The 17582-nt window shown below is 63.3% G+C and carries 16 protein-coding genes and 1 pseudogene; 12 read left to right on the top strand and 5 right to left on the bottom strand.

Features of this window, described 5'->3' with window-relative positions:
- Positions 1–197 precede the first annotated feature (197 nt).
- Entirely contained in the window at positions 198–707 is a 510-nt protein-coding gene (locus tag ACYP2A_RS05345; protein ID WP_459743420.1) for a GNAT family N-acetyltransferase, read from the top strand.
- A 153-nt stretch (positions 708–860) separates the two neighbouring features.
- Here the strand turns inward: ACYP2A_RS05345 and ACYP2A_RS05340 are convergent, their stop codons facing one another.
- Positions 861–1040: a hypothetical protein gene (locus tag ACYP2A_RS05340; protein WP_459743419.1), complete on the bottom strand. Its 180-nt coding sequence runs from the start codon at positions 1038–1040 to the stop codon at positions 861–863.
- A gap of 188 nt (positions 1041–1228) precedes the next feature.
- Here ACYP2A_RS05340 and ACYP2A_RS05335 point away from each other — a divergent pair, with 188 nt between their 5' ends.
- On the top strand, positions 1229–1666 hold the full coding sequence (locus ACYP2A_RS05335) for a hypothetical protein (protein ID WP_459743417.1): 438 nt from the start codon (positions 1229–1231) through the stop codon (positions 1664–1666).
- A 7-nt stretch (positions 1667–1673) separates the two neighbouring features.
- Here ACYP2A_RS05335 and ACYP2A_RS05330 read toward each other — a convergent pair.
- A pseudogene (locus ACYP2A_RS05330) lies at positions 1674–2516 on the bottom strand (GNAT family N-acetyltransferase).
- Between the two features lie 51 nt (positions 2517–2567).
- Here ACYP2A_RS05330 and ACYP2A_RS05325 point away from each other — a divergent pair.
- Both ACYP2A_RS05325 and ACYP2A_RS05320 read left to right on the top strand, forming a co-directional pair.
- Complete coding sequence (locus tag ACYP2A_RS05325) at positions 2568–3236, top strand: haloacid dehalogenase type II (RefSeq protein ID WP_459743415.1); 669 nt, start codon at positions 2568–2570, stop codon at positions 3234–3236.
- A 195-nt stretch (positions 3237–3431) separates the two neighbouring features.
- Complete coding sequence (locus tag ACYP2A_RS05320) at positions 3432–4928, top strand: methyl-accepting chemotaxis protein (protein WP_459743413.1); 1497 nt, start codon at positions 3432–3434, stop codon at positions 4926–4928.
- On the opposite strand, the gene ACYP2A_RS05315 is transcribed toward ACYP2A_RS05320, so the two are convergent.
- Complete coding sequence (locus ACYP2A_RS05315) at positions 4925–5800, bottom strand: LysR family transcriptional regulator (protein ID WP_459743412.1); 876 nt, start codon at positions 5798–5800, stop codon at positions 4925–4927. The two genes, ACYP2A_RS05320 and ACYP2A_RS05315, sit on opposite strands and share 4 nt — an antisense overlap.
- 122 nt (positions 5801–5922) lie before the next feature.
- On the opposite strand from ACYP2A_RS05315, the gene ACYP2A_RS05310 reads away from it, so the two are divergent.
- Positions 5923–7104: a YbfB/YjiJ family MFS transporter gene (locus tag ACYP2A_RS05310; protein WP_459743410.1), complete on the top strand. Its 1182-nt coding sequence runs from the start codon at positions 5923–5925 to the stop codon at positions 7102–7104.
- Here ACYP2A_RS05310 and ACYP2A_RS05305 read toward each other — a convergent pair.
- Together ACYP2A_RS05305 and ACYP2A_RS05300 are read right to left on the bottom strand one after the other, a co-directional pair.
- Complete coding sequence (locus ACYP2A_RS05305; RefSeq protein ID WP_459743408.1) at positions 7087–7491, bottom strand: DoxX family protein; 405 nt, start codon at positions 7489–7491, stop codon at positions 7087–7089. The two genes, ACYP2A_RS05310 and ACYP2A_RS05305, sit on opposite strands and share 18 nt — an antisense overlap.
- A 99-nt stretch (positions 7492–7590) precedes the next feature.
- A complete protein-coding gene (locus ACYP2A_RS05300; protein ID WP_459743406.1) occupies positions 7591–9552 on the bottom strand; it encodes a methyl-accepting chemotaxis protein in 1962 nt (653 codons plus the stop codon).
- A gap of 260 nt (positions 9553–9812) precedes the next feature.
- Here ACYP2A_RS05300 and cydD point away from each other — a divergent pair, with 260 nt between their 5' ends.
- The 7 genes from cydD (at position 9813) to ACYP2A_RS05265 (ending at position 17553) form a co-directional block, all read left to right on the top strand.
- Positions 9813–11468, top strand: coding sequence for a thiol reductant ABC exporter subunit CydD (gene cydD, locus ACYP2A_RS05295; protein ID WP_459743405.1), 1656 nt, complete (start codon positions 9813–9815; stop codon positions 11466–11468).
- Positions 11465–13165, top strand: a complete 1701-nt coding sequence (locus ACYP2A_RS05290) for an amino acid ABC transporter ATP-binding/permease protein (protein WP_459743403.1) — start codon at positions 11465–11467, stop codon at positions 13163–13165. Before cydD ends, ACYP2A_RS05290 begins: the two co-directional genes overlap by 4 nt.
- A gap of 60 nt (positions 13166–13225) precedes the next feature.
- The gene (locus ACYP2A_RS05285) at positions 13226–14830 is read left to right on the top strand and encodes a cytochrome ubiquinol oxidase subunit I (RefSeq protein WP_459743401.1); all 1605 of its coding nucleotides are present in this window, start codon (positions 13226–13228) and stop codon (positions 14828–14830) included.
- A gap of 4 nt (positions 14831–14834) precedes the next feature.
- The gene (gene cydB / locus ACYP2A_RS05280; RefSeq protein WP_459743399.1) at positions 14835–15989 is read left to right on the top strand and encodes a cytochrome d ubiquinol oxidase subunit II; all 1155 of its coding nucleotides are present in this window, start codon (positions 14835–14837) and stop codon (positions 15987–15989) included.
- A 16-nt stretch (positions 15990–16005) separates the two neighbouring features.
- A complete protein-coding gene (cydX, locus tag ACYP2A_RS05275; RefSeq protein ID WP_459743397.1) occupies positions 16006–16143 on the top strand; it encodes a cytochrome bd-I oxidase subunit CydX in 138 nt (45 codons plus the stop codon).
- 21 nt (positions 16144–16164) lie between these two features.
- Positions 16165–17163, top strand: coding sequence for a 2-hydroxyacid dehydrogenase (locus ACYP2A_RS05270; protein WP_459743395.1), 999 nt, complete (start codon positions 16165–16167; stop codon positions 17161–17163).
- A 66-nt stretch (positions 17164–17229) separates the two neighbouring features.
- The gene (locus ACYP2A_RS05265; RefSeq protein WP_459743393.1) at positions 17230–17553 is read left to right on the top strand and encodes a RebB family R body protein; all 324 of its coding nucleotides are present in this window, start codon (positions 17230–17232) and stop codon (positions 17551–17553) included.
- Positions 17554–17582 lie beyond the last annotated feature (29 nt).

Below are 17582 nucleotides of genomic sequence, written 5' to 3'. Positions count from 1 at the left end.
GGCTGAAAAAAACCGCTCTTCGGAGCGGTTTTTTATTGGCTACGACAGGGGCGGGCTGACAGGCTAAATCAGCGTTGTAATTAAACAACCTGCGCCAGTGGAGCCTGCTAACACGCAGGCCAGCCTCGTCTTGTCGAGCCCCCGACCCGTCTGGAACAATGCCCGGCACTCATTCAGCGAGCCCTGAGGACAGCCTTTTGAACACTTCTGCGATTCATATCCAGCGCTTCGAGCCGGCTGACCAGCCCGGCGTCATTGAGGTGATCGTGCCGATCCAGCGTGAAGAGTTCGGCATCGCCATCACCGCCGACGATCAACCGGACCTTAAAGCGATTCCCGACTTCTACCAGAGTGGCACCGGCGATTTCTGGGTCGCCAAACAGGGCGACACGGTGGTCGGAACCATTGGCCTGAAAGACATTGGCCACGGCCAGGCGGCGCTGCGCAAGATGTTCGTCGCGGTAGCCTTTCGCGGCCGGGAATACGGCGTGGCCGCGCAACTGTTGGGCCGCCTGCTCGAAGACGCCAGAAGCAAAGGCGTGCGGGAGATCCTGCTGGGCACCACCGACAAATTCCTCGCCGCCCACCGTTTCTATGAAAAGCACGGTTTTACCGAAGTGCCCAAGGCTGATCTGCCGGCCAGCTTTCCGTTGATGGCGGTGGACAGCAAGTTCTATGCGCTCAAGCTGGTCAACCCAACGGATTGAAAACCTCGGCGGCGCTGCAAACATTGCCCGGTAGGAGCGCGCTCTGCCGGAGTGCCGGACCACCGCTACCGGCTGCACAAGCAGTCGTAAGTTTTCAGCGTTCTGTAAGTGTTCCGCACTCAATTGTCGGTATGCCACCCAAGATAGAGCACGTTACAGGTTGTTTTTGATAGAGGCGGGCAGGCGTTGCCCCAGTTCATTCTCACCGGCTTTGCGAACAGACTTGGCCTGCGACTTTTTCTTCATGAACGTGCGTGACGGCTGACTCCTGCCACTGACGATTTCATCCATTTGCTGGACGCTTTCCATCAGATCTTCAAAAAACGTCTTCATGGCTTCCGCTGCTCCTTCAATATTTATTAAGCATTTTAGTATGTGCAGTAGCTAGCTGGCGTATGACACGGCAGCAAAACCCGTAGGCAACTTCCTTGTTTTCTCCCTCTACGGATTTTTCCTCCCTCAATCCTGTCCTACTCCCGCAAACCCTGACCGGGCATCTTCAATCGAAAAAGGACCACACGATGTTGGTAAAAAGGAACTGGGCGGCGCTGATTCTGGGCCTGTGCATGGCAACTGGCGCGCTCGCCGAAAGCGAAGCGCCGCGTCCGCCGGTGGGCGATCGGGTTGTCGCGTATTCGGGCACGCAGGGCGTGAAGGTCTGGACCCTGCGCTATGACGAGCGCTCGGCCAATCAGGCGCTGGTCGAGATCAATGGCGTCGATGCCGACTGGAACAAGCGTATCCAGAAGATGAGCGTCGCCAAGACCAGCAAGGACACCCGCTACTCCACCGAGGTCGACGGCAAGCCGTATGTGGCGATGATCATCCAGGGCAATCACGGCGAGCTGTATGTGCCTGGCGAGCCACAGATGATTTCGCTGAGCTACGACGAGGCGCTGTCCAGCGAGGGCAATGCCCAGCACTTTCTGACCGATTACTTGCAGCAGCCTGCCAAGTAACCACGTTTTAGCCCAGCGCCTGGGTGATCACCGCAAACGGCCGCACACCTCGCTCAGGCTGGGGGATGCGGCCGTTGCTCATTGAGACGGTGCTGTCTACCTGGCTCAGGCCTGCGCTGTGCAGCCAGTCGACCAGCCCGGTGTTGTCGGGAATGTCGATGCGCACGAACGCGCCCGGCACCCTGGCCAGCAACCCACCGATCAGATGCCGTGCCTGATCGGCGTTTTGCGCGATCACCGGCCCCAGGCACAGGCCACGGCCAAAGGTGCGCAACAGGGCGAAAGCCTGCAATCGACCGTCACGCTCAATAACCCGCGCATGGCAAATATCCGGCCGCAGTGCGTCAAGCACCGTGTTGCGCACCAGGCCGCTGCCGGCATTGGCCAGTTCCAGTACGCCGGGCCAGTCCGCCTCGTGCAGGTCGCGACAGCCTTCACCTTCCTGAAATACCGGCGGATGAGCAATCCCTTGAAACTGGCTCACCTCGCCAAACCCGATAAAACCCATGCGCGTATACAGCGGCACGCCCTCTGGCGTGGCATTGAGAATGGCCGTGCGCGGTGCGGCGCTGGCCACGGCCCGCTCCATCAAGCGCCGGCCCAGCCCCTGGCCTTGCTAGCGCGGATCAATGATCACCAGGCCGATGCTCGAATACTCGCCCTGAGGGCAGGCAAACGCACTGCCGATCACCTGGCCGTGGTGCTCGGCAACAAAACCCTGCGCCACGTTGTGCAGCAACGCCCAGTCTTGCAGGCGATGCGGCCAGTTCAATGCTTGCGACAACGCATGCGCCTGCTCAAGGTCGGCGATGGTCATGGGACGTACGGCTACGGCTACAGCAGCAGGCATGATTGACTTCTTCTAGCATGGACGATTGTTTTCAATGACTCCGGAGCCGCCATGAGCGTTCTACGCCCCAAGTTCATTACCTTTGACTGCTACGGCACCCTGACCCGCTTCCATATGAGCCCCATGACCCGCGAGCTGTTTGCCGATCGCGTGCCGGTGTCGCGTATGGACGCCTTTATCAAAGACTTTGCCGCCTACCGGCTCGATCAGGTCAAGGGCGACTGGCTACCTTACGACGAAATCATCAAGCAAGCCCTGGCCCGCACCTGCAAACGCTGGGGCATCGACTACCGTGGCGAAGGCCAGGCTCTGTATGACGCCATCCCCGAGTGGGGCCCGCATCCTGATGTGCCGGCGGGCCTGGCAAAAATTGCCGAGAGGATTCCGCTGGTGATTTTCTCCAACGCCAGCGACAGCCAGATCCTGTCCAATGTCGAAAAACTCGGCGCGCCGTTCCACAAGGTCTTCACCGCCGAACAGGCCCGCGCCTACAAACCGCGCCTGGCGGCGTTCGAGTACATGCTCGACAACCTCGGCTGCGGCCCGCAAGACATCCTGCATGTGTCGTCGAGCTTTCGCTACGACCTGTTCCCGGCCCACGACATGAACATCACCCACAAGGTGTTCGTCGCCCGTGGGCATGAGCAGCCGGCCAACAGCGTTTACGGCTACCGGCAGATCAGCGATATCGGTGGCTTGCCTGCATTGGTGGGGCTATAGGCGATCACACCGTGCGTGCTTTACGACAACCGATGTCAACCGGCGTCGCGACCCCTTCCATAATTCATGGCTCCTTGCCATGCTTGAATCGTTGCGATGCACTATGCTCGCCATTCTGCTCCAGCTGTTACATCGCTGAACCCCTTTGCACTAGATGCAGGTTTCGTTTTCCGGTTGATCGCAGGGAGTGCGCTGATGAATTCGGCTCCACGTTTTCACGAACATTACTGCAAGGCTGACCGCATCATGCTCAGCCTGATCTGGTTGTCGTTTCTTACGGCAGTGGGGCTGGCTTTCTGGTACGACACGTTCGGCCAGGCCGTCGTGGTGGGCGGTGGCACGGCGCTGGCGCTCAGTGCGCTGTACCGCAGCAGTGCCGGCAGCCGGCTGACGCGCTGTTGCTTTGCCGTCGGCCTGATGGTCATGGCGGCCCTGCACATCAACCAGGCACGCGGCATGATCGAGGTGCACTTCGGCATCTTCGTGCTGCTCGCCGTGCTGACCTTTTATCGCGACTGGCTGCCGATCCTGATCGCGGCGCTGGTCATCGCGGTCCATCACGTGACCTTCCATGCCCTGCATAACGCAGGTTTTCCCGTGTATGTCATGCACCACGGCGGCGGCTGGGGCGTGGTGGTGGTGCATGCCCTGTATGTGGTGGTCGAAACGGCGATTCTCATGTACCTGGCCTGGCACACTCAGGCCGAGGCTGTGGAAAACCAGGACATGCTCGACAAGATGCTGGCGACAGCTTCGAGGCTGACCACCGGGCAGTCCGGCGAGTCGCGTAACCGCTTGCATGTGCCGCTGGTGCAGCGTTTCGAGAGCTTTTTGCAGCAGATCACCGGGTTGGTCGACGGCGTGGTGCGTGACACCCGTGGGCTGGGCAAGCTGGGCAACGATCTGGCGCAGGCCAGTACCACACTGGAAAGCGGCGCCCGTCAGCAACTGGCGGAAATCGCACAAGTAACCGACGCCATGCACTTGATGGGCGAAGGCATGCGCGAAATTTCCGTGCACGTGGCGCAAGCCGTAGAGCAGGCCAGCGCCGCCCATGAGCAGGTGACCCATGGCCGTGCCAGTGTCGAGCGGGCGCAGCAGGAAATTGGCCGGCTGGCAGAGTCGATCAACCTCACCGACGAAACCGTGCAGGCGCTGGCCAGCCAGTCCGAGCAGATCGGCAAGGTGCTGGAGGTGATCAGCAGCATTGCCGATCAGACCAACCTGCTGGCTCTCAATGCAGCCATCGAAGCCGCCCGTGCCGGCGATCAGGGCCGTGGTTTTGCCGTGGTCGCCGATGAGGTGCGCAACCTGGCCCAGCGTACGGCGGTGTCGACCCGGGAAATCCATTCCATCATCGATGCCTTGCAGCAGGGCAGTCGTCAGGCAGCTACGGCGATGCACGACAGCCGCGAGGGGGTCGACCGCTGCGTGCAGGACAGCCAGCGCGCCTCGGCTTCACTCAAGGCAGTGGGCGCCGGTATTGGCTCGATCACCGAACTGAACGGCCGTATCGCTGCGACCACCGATGAGCATTCCTGCCTGCGGCATACCATCGCCGAACAACTGGGATCGGTGCAGAACATCGCCGAACACACCGCTGCCAACATCGAAGTGCTGGCGCAGAGCAGTCAGCGTCTGCCGCCACTGGCGATGCGCCTGGAGACGCTGGGCCAGACCTTTCATCGTTAGGTGTCAGGGTGATCGGCAAACGCGCCCACCAGGGCGTCGATGACCATTTTCACCCGCGCGGTGTGGCGCAAGTCCTGATGGGTCACCAGCCAGACCTCGTAAGGCAGCGGCTCGCGTTGCGGCCAGACGCGCTGTAGCCCGGCGTTGTGGCCGAGCGGCACCGGCAGTTCACCGATGCCCAGGCCTTCGGTCAGTGCCTGGCGGACCATCAACCCTGACGTGCAGGTCATCGCCAGGCGCCCGTGGGTGATGGGCTCGGCGCCCAGCGTCACTTCCCGGCCGCTGTCCAGATACGGCTGATACACCACCAGATCATGGCCGGCGAACGCGCTGCCCGGTTCAGGTGTGCCCCGAGCCTGAAGGTAGTTCGCAGAGGCGAACAGTGCGCTGCCCCAACGCACGATACGCCGTGCCACCAGATCAGGGTTTTGCGGCCTGATCGGGCGCACTGCGATGTCCGCTTCGCGCTTGGTCAGGTCCAGTACCTGGGGTGAGGTCTGCAATTGCACCTGAATGCCGGGGTGCACTTGATGCAGGCGCGCCAGTGCCGGAATGATGAAGTCGATGGCGAACGAATCGGTGGTAGTCACCCGCACCACACCGCTCATGCGCTGGTCCATGCCCATGATGCGCCGCTGCAGGTCGGCGGTCGCCGCCTCCATCGCCAGCGCTGTGGCGTGTGCTGCTTCGCCGGCCGGCGTCAGGCTGTAGCCGCCGCTGATGCGCAGAAACAGCGTGGCACCCAGTGCCTGTTCCAGCGACGTCAGGCGCCGGCCCACCGTGGCCTGATCCACCGCCAGTACCCGCGCGGCACCCCGCAAGGTGTGCTCGCGGCATAGGGCCAGAAAGATGCGTGCATCGTCCCAATTCATGGGGCGCTCTCCTGATGCAAATTTGCAAAGGTGTTGTTCAAAAACGCTGCATTATTTCATCGAAAGCCAGCGTTATGATCGCCTCATTACGTTAATTCGTTGCCTGCGGGCAAGAGGCTGTCATGCACCCGTCTTCCACTCATCATGTTGCACAAGGGCCCTTGTGGTTACCGATCTGGGCCGGGTTGTGCGCCAGCCTGGTCGGTATCGGCCTGGCTCGCTTTGCCTACACGCCGCTGATTCCGGCATTGATCGACGCACACTGGTTCTCCGCTTCGGCGGTGGTGTATCTGGGCGCCGCCAATCTGGCCGGTTACCTGATCGGTGCGCTGATTGGCCGCCCGCTGGCGGCCAGGTGGTCGAGCACCACCGTGCTGCGGGCCATGATGGTCTTGGTCACGCTGGCGTTCTTTGCCTGTGCGTTGCCGCTGTCGGTGGTCTGGTTCTTCGCCTGGCGGCTGCTGTCCGGTATTGCCGGCGGAACCATCATGGTTCTGGCGGCCAGCAGCATCCTGCCGCATGTGGCGCCGCAGCGCCGGGGCCTGGCCAGTGGCGCGATCTTTCTCGGTATTGGTGTCGGCATTGCCGGGGCCGGTTCGCTGGTGCCGTGGCTGTTGTCCTTTGGCCTGGCGCAGACCTGGGTCGGCCTGGGCGTCGTGGCCTTGCTGCTGAGCCTGAGCAGTTGGTCCGGCTGGCCGCCTACCGAAGCGCACACCCCACCTGTCAGCGAAGCGGCCACACCGCGCACCCCGGCCACCGTGAAAGTGCTGTTCGCGCAATATGCCTTGATGGCCGCCTCGCTGGTCGCGCCGATGATGTTTCTGGTCGACTACATCAGCCGTGGCCTGGGCGCCGGCACGCACAGCGCGGCGATCATCTGGTCGCTGTACGGTGTGGGTGCGATTCTGGGCCCGGTGCTGTACGGGCTGCTGGCCGACCGCCTCGGTGCGCGCCAGGGCATTCGTCTGGTGTTGTTGGCGCAGTTGGTGGCACTGAGCGTGTTGCTGAGCAGCACCGGGTTGCACTGGCTGGGCGCGGCAGCGCTGGTGATCGGCTCGTTCCCGCCCGGCATCGTGCCGCTGGCTCTGGCGCGGGTGCACCAACTGGTGCCAGGGCACCAGGCACAGAACGCCACCTGGAGCCGCGCCACCGTGTCGTTCGCCAGCTTTCAGGCGCTGGCCGGGTATGGCTACTCGGCGCTGTTTGCCTTCAGCGGTGGCCACTACAGCACGCTGTTCGGCGTGGCCACGGCGGCCATCGTCCTGGCCTTGCTGATCGATTGTCTGTCAAAGCCTGCGCCATGACGCAGGCTGCTTGACCACCCACGGGCCCGGGCCGGTGAGGGCGATGCTGGCAAACAAGACGATGAACAGCCAGCCGAACTGACCTTGCTCCAGACTCCAGTCCGGGTGCACCACCAACAGCGCCACCAGCAACAGAAACAGAATCGGCACACAGGCCAGGCGCGTGACGATGCCGAGGATGATCAGCAACGGGCACAGAATCTGCGCGAACAGCGCCGCCAGTAATGTCACATGTGGACCCAGGCCCAGCGGGTCGTCGATGTTTTGCAGCTCGTTGCTCCAGTTGAGCAGTTTGGGCAGGCCATGCAGCTTGAACATCAGCAACGCGGCACTGACACGCATGAACAACAGGCCAAAGGCCAGGGATCGTGTGGAAGGCAAGGGCATGGCGGGCGCTCACAAGTGGATGAGCGCCCGACTATGGCGGTGAGCAGCGCGGCAATGCTTGAGCGGATGTGCGCAATTGCGGCGGCTGCAGCGGGCGGATCAAGCGATCCTGAAGCGTCCCACCAGCTCTTGCTGGTACTCGGCCAGCCGCGCCAGTTCCTGGCTGGTGACGGCGGTCTGTTGCGCGCCGGCACTGACCTGAATCACCAGGTCGTTGATCTCGTTGACGTTGCGGCTGATGTCGTCGGCCACCGCGCTTTGTTCTTCGGCGGCCGAGGCGATCTGGATGTTGCGGTCGCTGATGCTCGACACGCCTTCGGCGATTTCGGCCAGCAGATCACCGGCGCGGCCGATGTTGCGGGCGCCGGCCTGAGCCTTGTCGAGGGTTTGCTGCATGGAACTGGTGGCGCGGTCGGAGCCGGTCTGCAGGCGGGTGATCATCTGCTGGATGTTGCCGGTGGACTCCTGGGTCTTCTGCGCCAACGTGCGCACTTCCGAGGCGACCACGGCAAAGCCACGGCCGTGATCACCAGCGCGGGCGGCTTCGATGGCAGCGTTAAGCGCCAGCAGGTTGGTCTGTTCGGCGATGCCACGAATCACGTCCAGCACCGAAGAAATCGAGTCGCTCTCCTGTTTCAGTTCGCCAATGATCTGCGCGGTGTCTTGCGCCTGGCTGGACAACTGGCGGATCAGCTCAATGGTGTTCTGCACCTCGCTGCTGCCTTGCGCGGTGTTCTGGTTGAGTTGCTGCGACAGCTGCGCCGCATCGCCGGTGCTGCGGGCGACGTCGCGCACGGTGGTGCTCATTTCGGTGATTGCGGTGGCGACCAGTTCGGTGCTCTGGCGCTGTTGCTCGACGCTGCGGCTGGTCTGCACGGTGACCGCTGAAGACTCTTCGGCCGCCGTTGCCACTTGCGCGGTGGCGCTGTTGATTTCCTGCACGACGCCGGTGATTTCTTCGGCCATGCGATTGAGATTGGTACAAATCTGCCCGAACTCATCCCCGCTCTGGTAGCTCGCCCGCGCGGTCAGGTCGCGTTGCGACAGGCTGAGCAATACGCCGTTCACGTCAGTCACGGCGACGTTGATCATGCGGATGATCAGGTACGACAGCACCATCACGGCGAGCAACGCAATCAGCACGGCGCCCAGGGTCAGCCACAAGGCGCGGCTGGCCTGGTCGCGTTCGCGTGCAGCCAGTTCGCCGACGTCTTTGCCCAGCGCCTCTTCGACTTCACCCATCAGGTCGATGCGTTTTGTGGCCGTTTCAAACCAGGTCTCGGCCTTGATGCCCAAGGGCTGGCCCAGCGGCACCTCGAAGGCCAGGCGTTGCAGCCGGGCTACTTCCACGGCGTTGGGGTCTTGCAGGCGAGTGTCGAGCTGGCGCAGCAGATCGTCCGGGGACTTGCGGCGAAAGTTTTCCGCGTAGGCGGTGAACTCACCCAGATTACGGCTGAAGCGCGACAGCAGCGCGGCATCGAAATGGTCCTGGCTGAAGGCCAGACCGAGGATCACCCGCTCGCGGCCGGCGCGCTCTTTCATTTCGATGAACTGGTTGAGCGCACTCAGGGCATGAATGATCGACGGCTCGTTGATGCTCGCTTCCAGCGAATGGGTGTAGCCGACCAGGGTCTGGATGGTCTGGGTGTAACGGGCGCCGGAGTCGGTACTACTGAGAGTCAGCGCGTCGATCTGCTGGCGGGTGTCTGCCAGGTTTTGCAGCGCGCTCAGGGTCTTGTCGAGCTGCGCGCTGTCGGCACTGGCCAGCGCCTGGGTGGCCTTGAGCGCCTGATCGGTTTCCTGGCGGATGCTCTTGAGCCGGTCTCCCATCGAACGGCCCTTGCTGCCCAGATACACACCACTGGCGCCGCGCTCGCGCTGCAGCGAGGTGATCAGACGGCTGATCTGGTGCGCGGTGTCGCTGGCCGCCACGGTATTGTTCATGTCGCGCAGGGTCTTGTAGTTGTCGGCCACAAACACAGTGGCCAACCCCAGGAAGCCTAGCAGTGGCAAGAGAAGGATCAGCAGCAGTTTGGTGCGTAACGGTGCATTCCTGAGCATGGGTGTGTCGCCTTTTGGTGCGTACGCAGTGCGTGCTGGTGAAGAACGTTCGATTGACGTGCGTTGCACTGGCGGATGCGAGAAGCATGCCCGCTGGGCCGCTGCCCGGCGCGACAGGCGGTGCAGTCTGCGATGCTGGCTGGCAATTCGCCATTGACCTGGATCAGTAATCCCCCCAACCCGCTGGCTTAGCATGTGTGCATCGGCGACCGGTCTGTCAGACATCGCCCGCATCTTCTCCAGCCAAACAGTGGCCTCTCGTGAAAACTGCCCGCCTTTCCGGTTCCTTGGATTACCAGCCCAGCGGCTGGGGCGCACTGCTGCAAACCGTAGCCGCGTTGCTCTGGCTGGTGCAGGCCGGTGTTTTGGCGTGGGCGGTACAAGGCTTGCTCGACGGGCGCGGCATGGCAGTGGTCTGGCCGGCCGCATGCGCGTTATTGGTGCTGGGCGTGCTGCGCACCCTGAGTGATGCCTGGGGCGGGCGTTTGCTGTATCGCACCGCGCGCCTGTACCTGAGTGCACTGCGCCAACAGGCTGTAGCGGCACTGGCCGGGCGTTCGCCACTCGATACCCGGCGGGCGCCGTCGGGGCTGGCCGCCAGTGTGCTGGCCGAGCAGACCGAAGCGCTGTTGCCGTATCTGCTGCGTTACCTGCCGGTGCGGCAACGGTTGATGACCTTGCCGATGCTGATCGTGCTGGCAGTGGCCTGGTACAGCTGGGTGGCGGCACTGGTCTTGCTGCTGGCCGCGCCGTTGATTCCGTTGTTCATGGCCCTGGTGGGCTGGCGCGCCAAGGCGGCCAGCGAGGCGCAGTGGGTCGAGATGGGCAGCATGAACGCCTTTGTCCTCGACCGCTTGCGCGGCCTGACCACCTTGCGCGCCTTCGCCGCCGTCGATGCCACCGCCGAGCGCTTGCAGGCCTCGGCGCTGTCGCTGCGCCAGCGCACGATGCGTGTGCTGCGCATCGCCTTTCTGTCTTCGGCGGTGCTGGAGCTGTTCTCGGCACTGGGTGTGGCGCTGGTCGCGGTGTACATCGGTTTTCATCTGCTTGGCTATCTGCCATTCGGTGCCTGGGGCCAGACCTTGAGCCTGGGCCAGGGACTGTTTGTGCTGTTGCTGGCGCCGAGCTTTTTCGAGCCGTTGCGTGATCTGTCGGCGGTCTGGCACGACCGCGCCGCCGGCGAGGCTGCCTTGCAGGCATTGCGTGAACTGAGCGAGCGCGGCACCGCGTTGCCAGTCCGTGCGCCGACCGATGCGCAAACCCCTGCGTTGATGCTCTGCCTGCAAGACGTCAGCGTCAGCCATGCAGACGCCGCACAGCCTGCGTTCGCGCACCTGTCATTGCAGGTCGCCAAGGGCGAGCATCTGGCGATCACCGGCCCCAGCGGCAGTGGCAAATCCACCTTGCTGGCGGCCGTGGCCGGGCTCCTGCCGTTACAGTCAGGGCAGATGAGCCTCAATGTCGCACCGGGGCAGGTGGGCTGGATTGGCCAGAAACCGCATATTTTTGCCGGCACCGTGCAACATAACGTGGCCCTCGGACGCCCCGGCGCAGGGCGTGCACAGGTCGAGGCTGCGCTGGCGCTGGCGTGTCTGGCGCAGGTCGAACAGGCGCGTGCCGGTCAGACACTGGGCGAGGGCGGGCTGGGCCTGTCGGGTGGCGAAGCGCTGCGCTTGTCGCTGGCGCGGATTGCCGCCGATCCGTCGATTTGCCTGATTCTGGCCGATGAGCCCACTGCGCACCTGGACCGCCAGACGGCATTCGAGGTCACTCAGGCCCTGTTGCAACTGGCGCAAGGCCGCACGCTGATCGTCGCCACCCACGACCCGTTGCTGGCCGACGCGATGCAGCGTCGGGTATCGATGCAGACGCTGACCGCCCGCCCGGTACAGCGGGTGATGGAGGCGCTGTCATGAGCCGTCGTTCCTTCAAGGCACTGCTGCCGGTCGCGCGGCTGTTCTGGCACGAGCGCGGCAGCCTGCTGTTGGCCGGTGCTGCGCTGGCTGCCGTCACGGTGTTATTCGGCATGGCGTTGCTGGGCTTGTCGGGCTGGTTTATCAGCGCCACGGCGATTGCCGGGCTGAGCGTCGCCAGCGCCCTGGCATTCGATGTGTTCATGCCCTCGGCGGGCATTCGCCTGTTTACCCTGGGGCGTACTGTCGCCCGGTATGGCGAGCGGCTGGCGACCCACGAGGCGACCCTCGCGGTACTGGCGGCATTGCGCGTGCGGCTGTTTCTGGGCTGGGCGCAGCCGCAGGCCGCGCGGGAACTGGCCTTGCGCCCGGCGCGGCTGTTGTTTCGCATCACCTGCGATATCGATGCGCTGGACTCGTTGTATTTACGCGTGCTGGTGCCGCTGCTGGCGGCGCTTGCCGCCACCCTGGCCGCCGCGCTCACCCTCGGGCTGATCCATGCATGGCTGGGCGTGGGTGTCCTGCTGTCGATGAGTTTCACCACGCTGATCGTGCTGCGCAGCACCTGGCTGGGTTCGCTGCGGCCTGCGCATGCCCGGGCGCGGGCGACGGAAACCCTGCGCGCCCAGGCTGCCGATCTGGTGGCCGGGCAAACCGACTTGCTGATGGCCGGGCGACTGGCCGCGCAGTGTCAATCGATTCAGGACACCGACGCACGGCTGGCGCGCTGCGATGACCAGCTCAACCGCCTGGACAACCGCGCCGCTGTCGCTTTCGGCTTGCTGGGCAACGTGTTGCTGGCACTGACCCTGCTGGTCTGCGGCTGGCTGGTGTCGATCAACGTCATCGAGGTACCGGTCGCGGTATTGGCGATGCTGGTCGCGCTGACCATGACCGAGCCGCTGGCCGCCCTGCGCCGTGGCGCGCTGGAGCTGGGGCGCACCACGCTGGCCGCGCGGCGCGTGGGGCCGCAACTGCACACCGACCGCCAGCCGGGCACCAGCGCTGAACCCTTGGCGAGCGAGGTCCACGTACAACTGCGCAATGTTCAGGCCCGTCATCCGGGGGCGGCGCACGACTGCCTGCACGGTATCGATCTGCATATCCAGACGGGCGAGCGGGTGGCGCTGGTCGGCAGCAGCGGGGCAGGCAAGTCATCGCTGATGGCCTTGCTGACCGGCGAACTGCAACCGCGCACCGGCATTTTGCGGGTCAACGGCGCCCACGGCTGGCTGACCCAGCGCACCGAGCTGTTTCAGGACAGCGTGCGCGACAACCTGTTGCTGGCCTGCCCGCAGGCCACCGATGAACGACTCTGGCAGGCCCTGGACCACGCCGGGCTGGCCGACACGCTGCGCGCCTGGCCGGCAGGTCTCGATACGCGCCTGGGCGAGGGCGGCCTCGGGCTGTCTGGCGGTCAGGCCCGGCGCCTGGCGCTGGCGCGCCTGCTGCTGCGCGAGGCACCGCTGTGGCTGCTCGACGAACCCAGCGAAGGACTCGACGCCGACACCGCCGGGGAGGTGCTGAATCAACTGAGCCGCCAAGGCCTCGGTCGCGCCTGGCTGCTGGCCACGCATTTGCGCCGCGAGGCGGTGTTGGCCGACCGCCTGATCGTGCTGCACGGCGGGCGCATCGTTGCCCGCTGGCCACGCGGCAGTGCCGGGTACGACGCCGTACTGGCCGGGCTAAGACCCGACTGAGAGCCCCGACTGAACACCCTGTTTTGACGAATCGAATGTAACCCCTTAGAGGAAAATGGCATGGACCTGGACATCGTCAGTCTGTCGCGATTGCAGTTCGCGCTGACCGCGCTCTATCACTTTTTATTCGTGCCACTGACGCTGGGGCTGTCGATCCTGCTGGCGATCATGGAGACCATCTACGTGATGACCGGCCGGGTAATCTGGCGGCAGATGACCCGTTTCTGGGGCACGCTGTTCGGCATCAACTTCGCCATCGGCGTGTCCACCGGGCTGGTCATGGAGTTTCAGTTCGGCATGAACTGGAGCTACTACAGCCACTACGTCGGCGACATCTTCGGCGCACCGCTGGCCATCGAAGGGCTGATGGCGTTCTTCCTGGAAGCGACTTTCATCGGCTTGTTTTTCTTCGGCTGGGACAAGCTGAGCCGGGTCAAGCACCTGCTGGTCACCTGGCTGATGGCGCTGGGCACCAACCTCTCGGCGCTGTGGATTCTGATCGCCAACGGCTGGATGCAAAACCCGGTAGGCGCCGCCTTCAACCCGCAGACCATGCGCATGGAAGTCAGCGATTTCTATGCGGTGCTGACCAACCCGGTCGGCCAGGCCAAGTTCGTCCACACCGTGTCGGCGGGCTATGTCTGCGGCGCAATTTTCGTGTTGGGCATCTCGGCGCTGTATTTGCTCAAGGGCCGGCATGTCGACCTCGCCAAGCGCTCGATGACCGTGGCCGCCTCTTTTGGCCTCGCCGCTTCGTTGTCGGTGGTGGTGCTGGGTGACGAGAGCGGTTACCTGTCCAGCGAACACCAGAAAATGAAGCTGGCCGCCATCGAAGCCATGTGGGAAACCGAACCTGCACCGGCTGCATTTACTGCCATTGGTTTCCCTGACCAGGAGGCGCGGGAAACCCATTACGCGATTCACATCCCGTGGGTCATGGGCCTGATCGGTACTCGCTCTCTGGACACCGAAATGCCCGGCATCAAGGAACTGGTGGTTAGCGCCGAGGCACGTATCCGTCGCGGCATCCTTGCCTACGACGCGCTGGAAAACATCCGCGCCGAAGGCTCGACCACCACGATTTCACCGGCGCTGAAAGAGGCCTTCGAAGCTAACGGCAGCGAGCTGGGCTACGCCTTGCTGCTCAAGCGTTATGTCGACGATCCGCGCCAGGCCAGCGACGCACAGATCAAGAAGGCTGCGTGGGACACCGTGCCGCAAGTGGCGCCGCTGTTCTGGTCGTTCCGGGTCATGGTCGCGTTGGGCATGTTCTTCATCGTCCTGACCGCCGTGTTCTTCTGGCTGTCGGCGCGTCATCGCCTGGAGCAGCATCGCTGGTTGCTCAAACTGGCCGTCTGCGCCATTCCGCTGCCGTGGGTGGCCATCGAAGCCGGCTGGCTGGTGGCTGAATACGGTCGTCAACCGTGGGTCATCGAAGGCGTGCTGCCGACTGCCGTGGCGGTCTCCAACCTTGGGGTGAAAACCCTGCTGCTGACCATCGCAGGCTTTGTGGCGATCTACAGCGTGCTGCTGGTGATCGAACTCAAGCTGATGATCAAGGCCATCAAGCACGGTCCGGACTTTGAGCCGGAGCAACTGCACGGCACCCGGCCGAGCCTGGCCTCAGTGGCCACCCGTCAACCCGTTTTCAAGCCTGCGGAGTAAGCCCATGATCCTCCATGAGTTGCTGAACTACGACACCTTGCGTGTCATCTGGTGGGTGCTGCTGGGCACCTTGCTGGTCGGCTTTGCCGTGATGGACGGCTTTGACCTGGGCACCGGCGCGCTGCTGCCGTTCATTGGCAAGACCGACATCGAGCGGCGCACGATCATCAACGCCGTTGGCCCGACCTGGGAAGGCAATCAGGTCTGGCTGGTGCTCGGCGGCGGCGCGATTTTCGCCGCCTGGCCGCAGTTGTACGCGGTGTCGTTCTCGGGTTTTTATCTGGCGATGTTCGTGATTCTGGTGGCTCTGATCCTGCGCCCGGTGGCGTTCAAATACCGTAGCAAGCGTGAGTCGAAAGCCTGGCGCAACGCCTGGGACTGGGCGCTGTTCGTCGGCGGTTTCGTGCCGGCGCTGATCTGCGGCGTGGCGGTGGGCAACGTGCTGATCGGCGTGCCGTTTCGCCTGACCCCGGAAATGCACATTCACTACGACGGCACCTTCTTCGGCCTGCTCAACCCGTTTGCCGTGCTGTGCGGGCTGGTCTCGGTGAGCATGCTGGTGACCCACGGCGCCGCCTGGCTGCGGATCAAGACCGACGGCGCCGTCGCCGCCCGCGCCCGTGCGGTGGGCAGCGTCAGCGCATTGCTGACCGTGGTGCTTTACGCCGTGGCGGGCCTGGCGCTGTGGCAATGGATCGACGGCTACAGCATCACCTCGACCATCAACCCGGTCGGCCCGTCGAACCCGCTGTACAAGACCGCCGTCGTGGCCGAAGGCGTGTGGTTTCACAACTATGCTCAACACGGCTGGACCTTGATTGCACCGGCGCTGGGTTTTATCGGCATGCTGCTGGCCTTCGTGCTGATGCGCACCCGGCGCGACAACCTGACGATTCTGGCCAGCGGTCTGGGCATTGCCGGGATCATCGTCTCAGTGGGCGCCTCGATGTTCCCGTTCATCCTGCCGTCGACCGTCGATCCGCGTTTCAGCCTGACCGTCTGGGACTCGTCAAGCAGCCACATGACCCTGTTCATCATGCTGGTCAGCACCGCGATTTTCCTGCCGCTGATCCTGGCCTACACCACCTGGGTCTACAGAGTGCTGTGGGGCAAGGTCGATGTGGCCGGTATCGAAGACCCGAAAAATCACGCGTATTGATAAAAGGAGCTGACCTATGTGGTATTTCGCCTGGCTACTCGGCCTGCCGCTGGCCGCCGCCTTTGCCGTGCTCAACGGCATGTGGTTCGAGATGACCGAAGATAACGACGTGCGCCGCTCGTTGATGGGTGATATTCCTGACCAGGACCGTTGAACCCAAACCCGGAGCTGCCCAATGAAAATCGCCTTGTTCAGTGCCCAAGCCTACGACCGGCGCTTTTTCGACCAGGCCTTGCAACGGGACTTTTCGGGGGCGGGCTTTGAGTTCGCCTACCTCGCCCCGAGCCTGTGCGCCGACACCGTCGCCCTGGCTCAGGGCTTCGATGCCATCTGCGTGTTCGTCAACGACCAGCTCGATGTCACCGTACTCGAAGCACTCAAGGCCTATGGCGTCGGCGCGATCCTGTTGCGTTGTGCCGGCTTCAACAACGTCGATCTGGATGCCGCCAAACGCCTGGGCCTGTTCGTCGCCCGTGTGCCCGGCTATTCACCGGAAGCGGTGGCCGAGCACACGCTGGCTCTGGTGATGACCCTCAACCGCCACACCCACCGCGCCTACAACCGGGTTCGCGAAGGCAACTTCATGCTCGACGGGCTGCTGGGTTTCAACCTGCACGGCAAGACCGTCGGGCTGATCGGCACCGGCCAGATCGGTCTGGCCACCGCGCGGATTTTCAAAGGCTTCGGCTGCCGGGTACTGGGCTTCGATCCGTTCGAGGCCGAGACCTTCAAGGCGCTGGGCGAGTACGTGACGCTGGAGCAGTTACTGGCCGAATCGGACATCGTCAGCCTGCATTGCCCGCTGACTGAAAACACCCGCCACCTGATTCGCAGTGAAACCCTGAGCGCGATGAAACCCGGCGCGATGCTGGTCAACACCTCGCGTGGTGCGCTGATCGACACCCTGGCGGTGATCGAAGCACTCAAGTCCCGGCAGCTGGGCGCACTGGCCATCGATGTGTATGAGCAAGAGAGCCAGTTGTTCTTCAAGGACCGCTCCAGTGATCACATCGACGACGAGGTTTTCCTGCGTTTGACGACCTTTCCCAATGTGCTGATTACCGGGCATCAGGGATTTTTCACCGTTGAGGCGCTGGAGCAGATTGCCGGGATCACGCTGGGTAATTTGCAGTGTTTTGTGCAGGGTCTTGTGTGTGAGAACGGGTTGGTTTGATGGGGAAAAGGTCTACGCTTGAACGCGTGGATACCCATTGAGTTGTTCAGTCGAGGAGTGTGATTCATGGTGCCTGTTAACTCGCAAATCACCGACGCTGTTACCCAGTCCAACGTCAAGGTCGTGGGCGAAGCCCCGGCCATGGCGCTCAGCACGCTGTACCAGTCCGTTTCCCACGCGACCTCGATCATGTTCCAGAACGCGGTCACGGCGCAGCAACAACAGAACACCCTGGCCCAGGCAGCGACCAATCAAGGCGTGATGCAGATCTATAGCCTGGACACCACCGCCGGGGCCAAGGGCACCGAGGCGGTGGCGCAAGCGGGTGTTGCCGATAACCTGACCAGTTTGTTGACGGTGCTCAAGGCGTTTGGTCAGACGCCGAAATGAATTGCTTGTCGGTCACTTGAGCCCGGTAG

The sequence above is a fragment of the Pseudomonas sp. 3A(2025) genome, from assembly GCF_054589175.1.
Note: the sequence above shows the minus strand (reverse complement) of the source record. Positions and strands in the feature narration are given on the sequence as shown.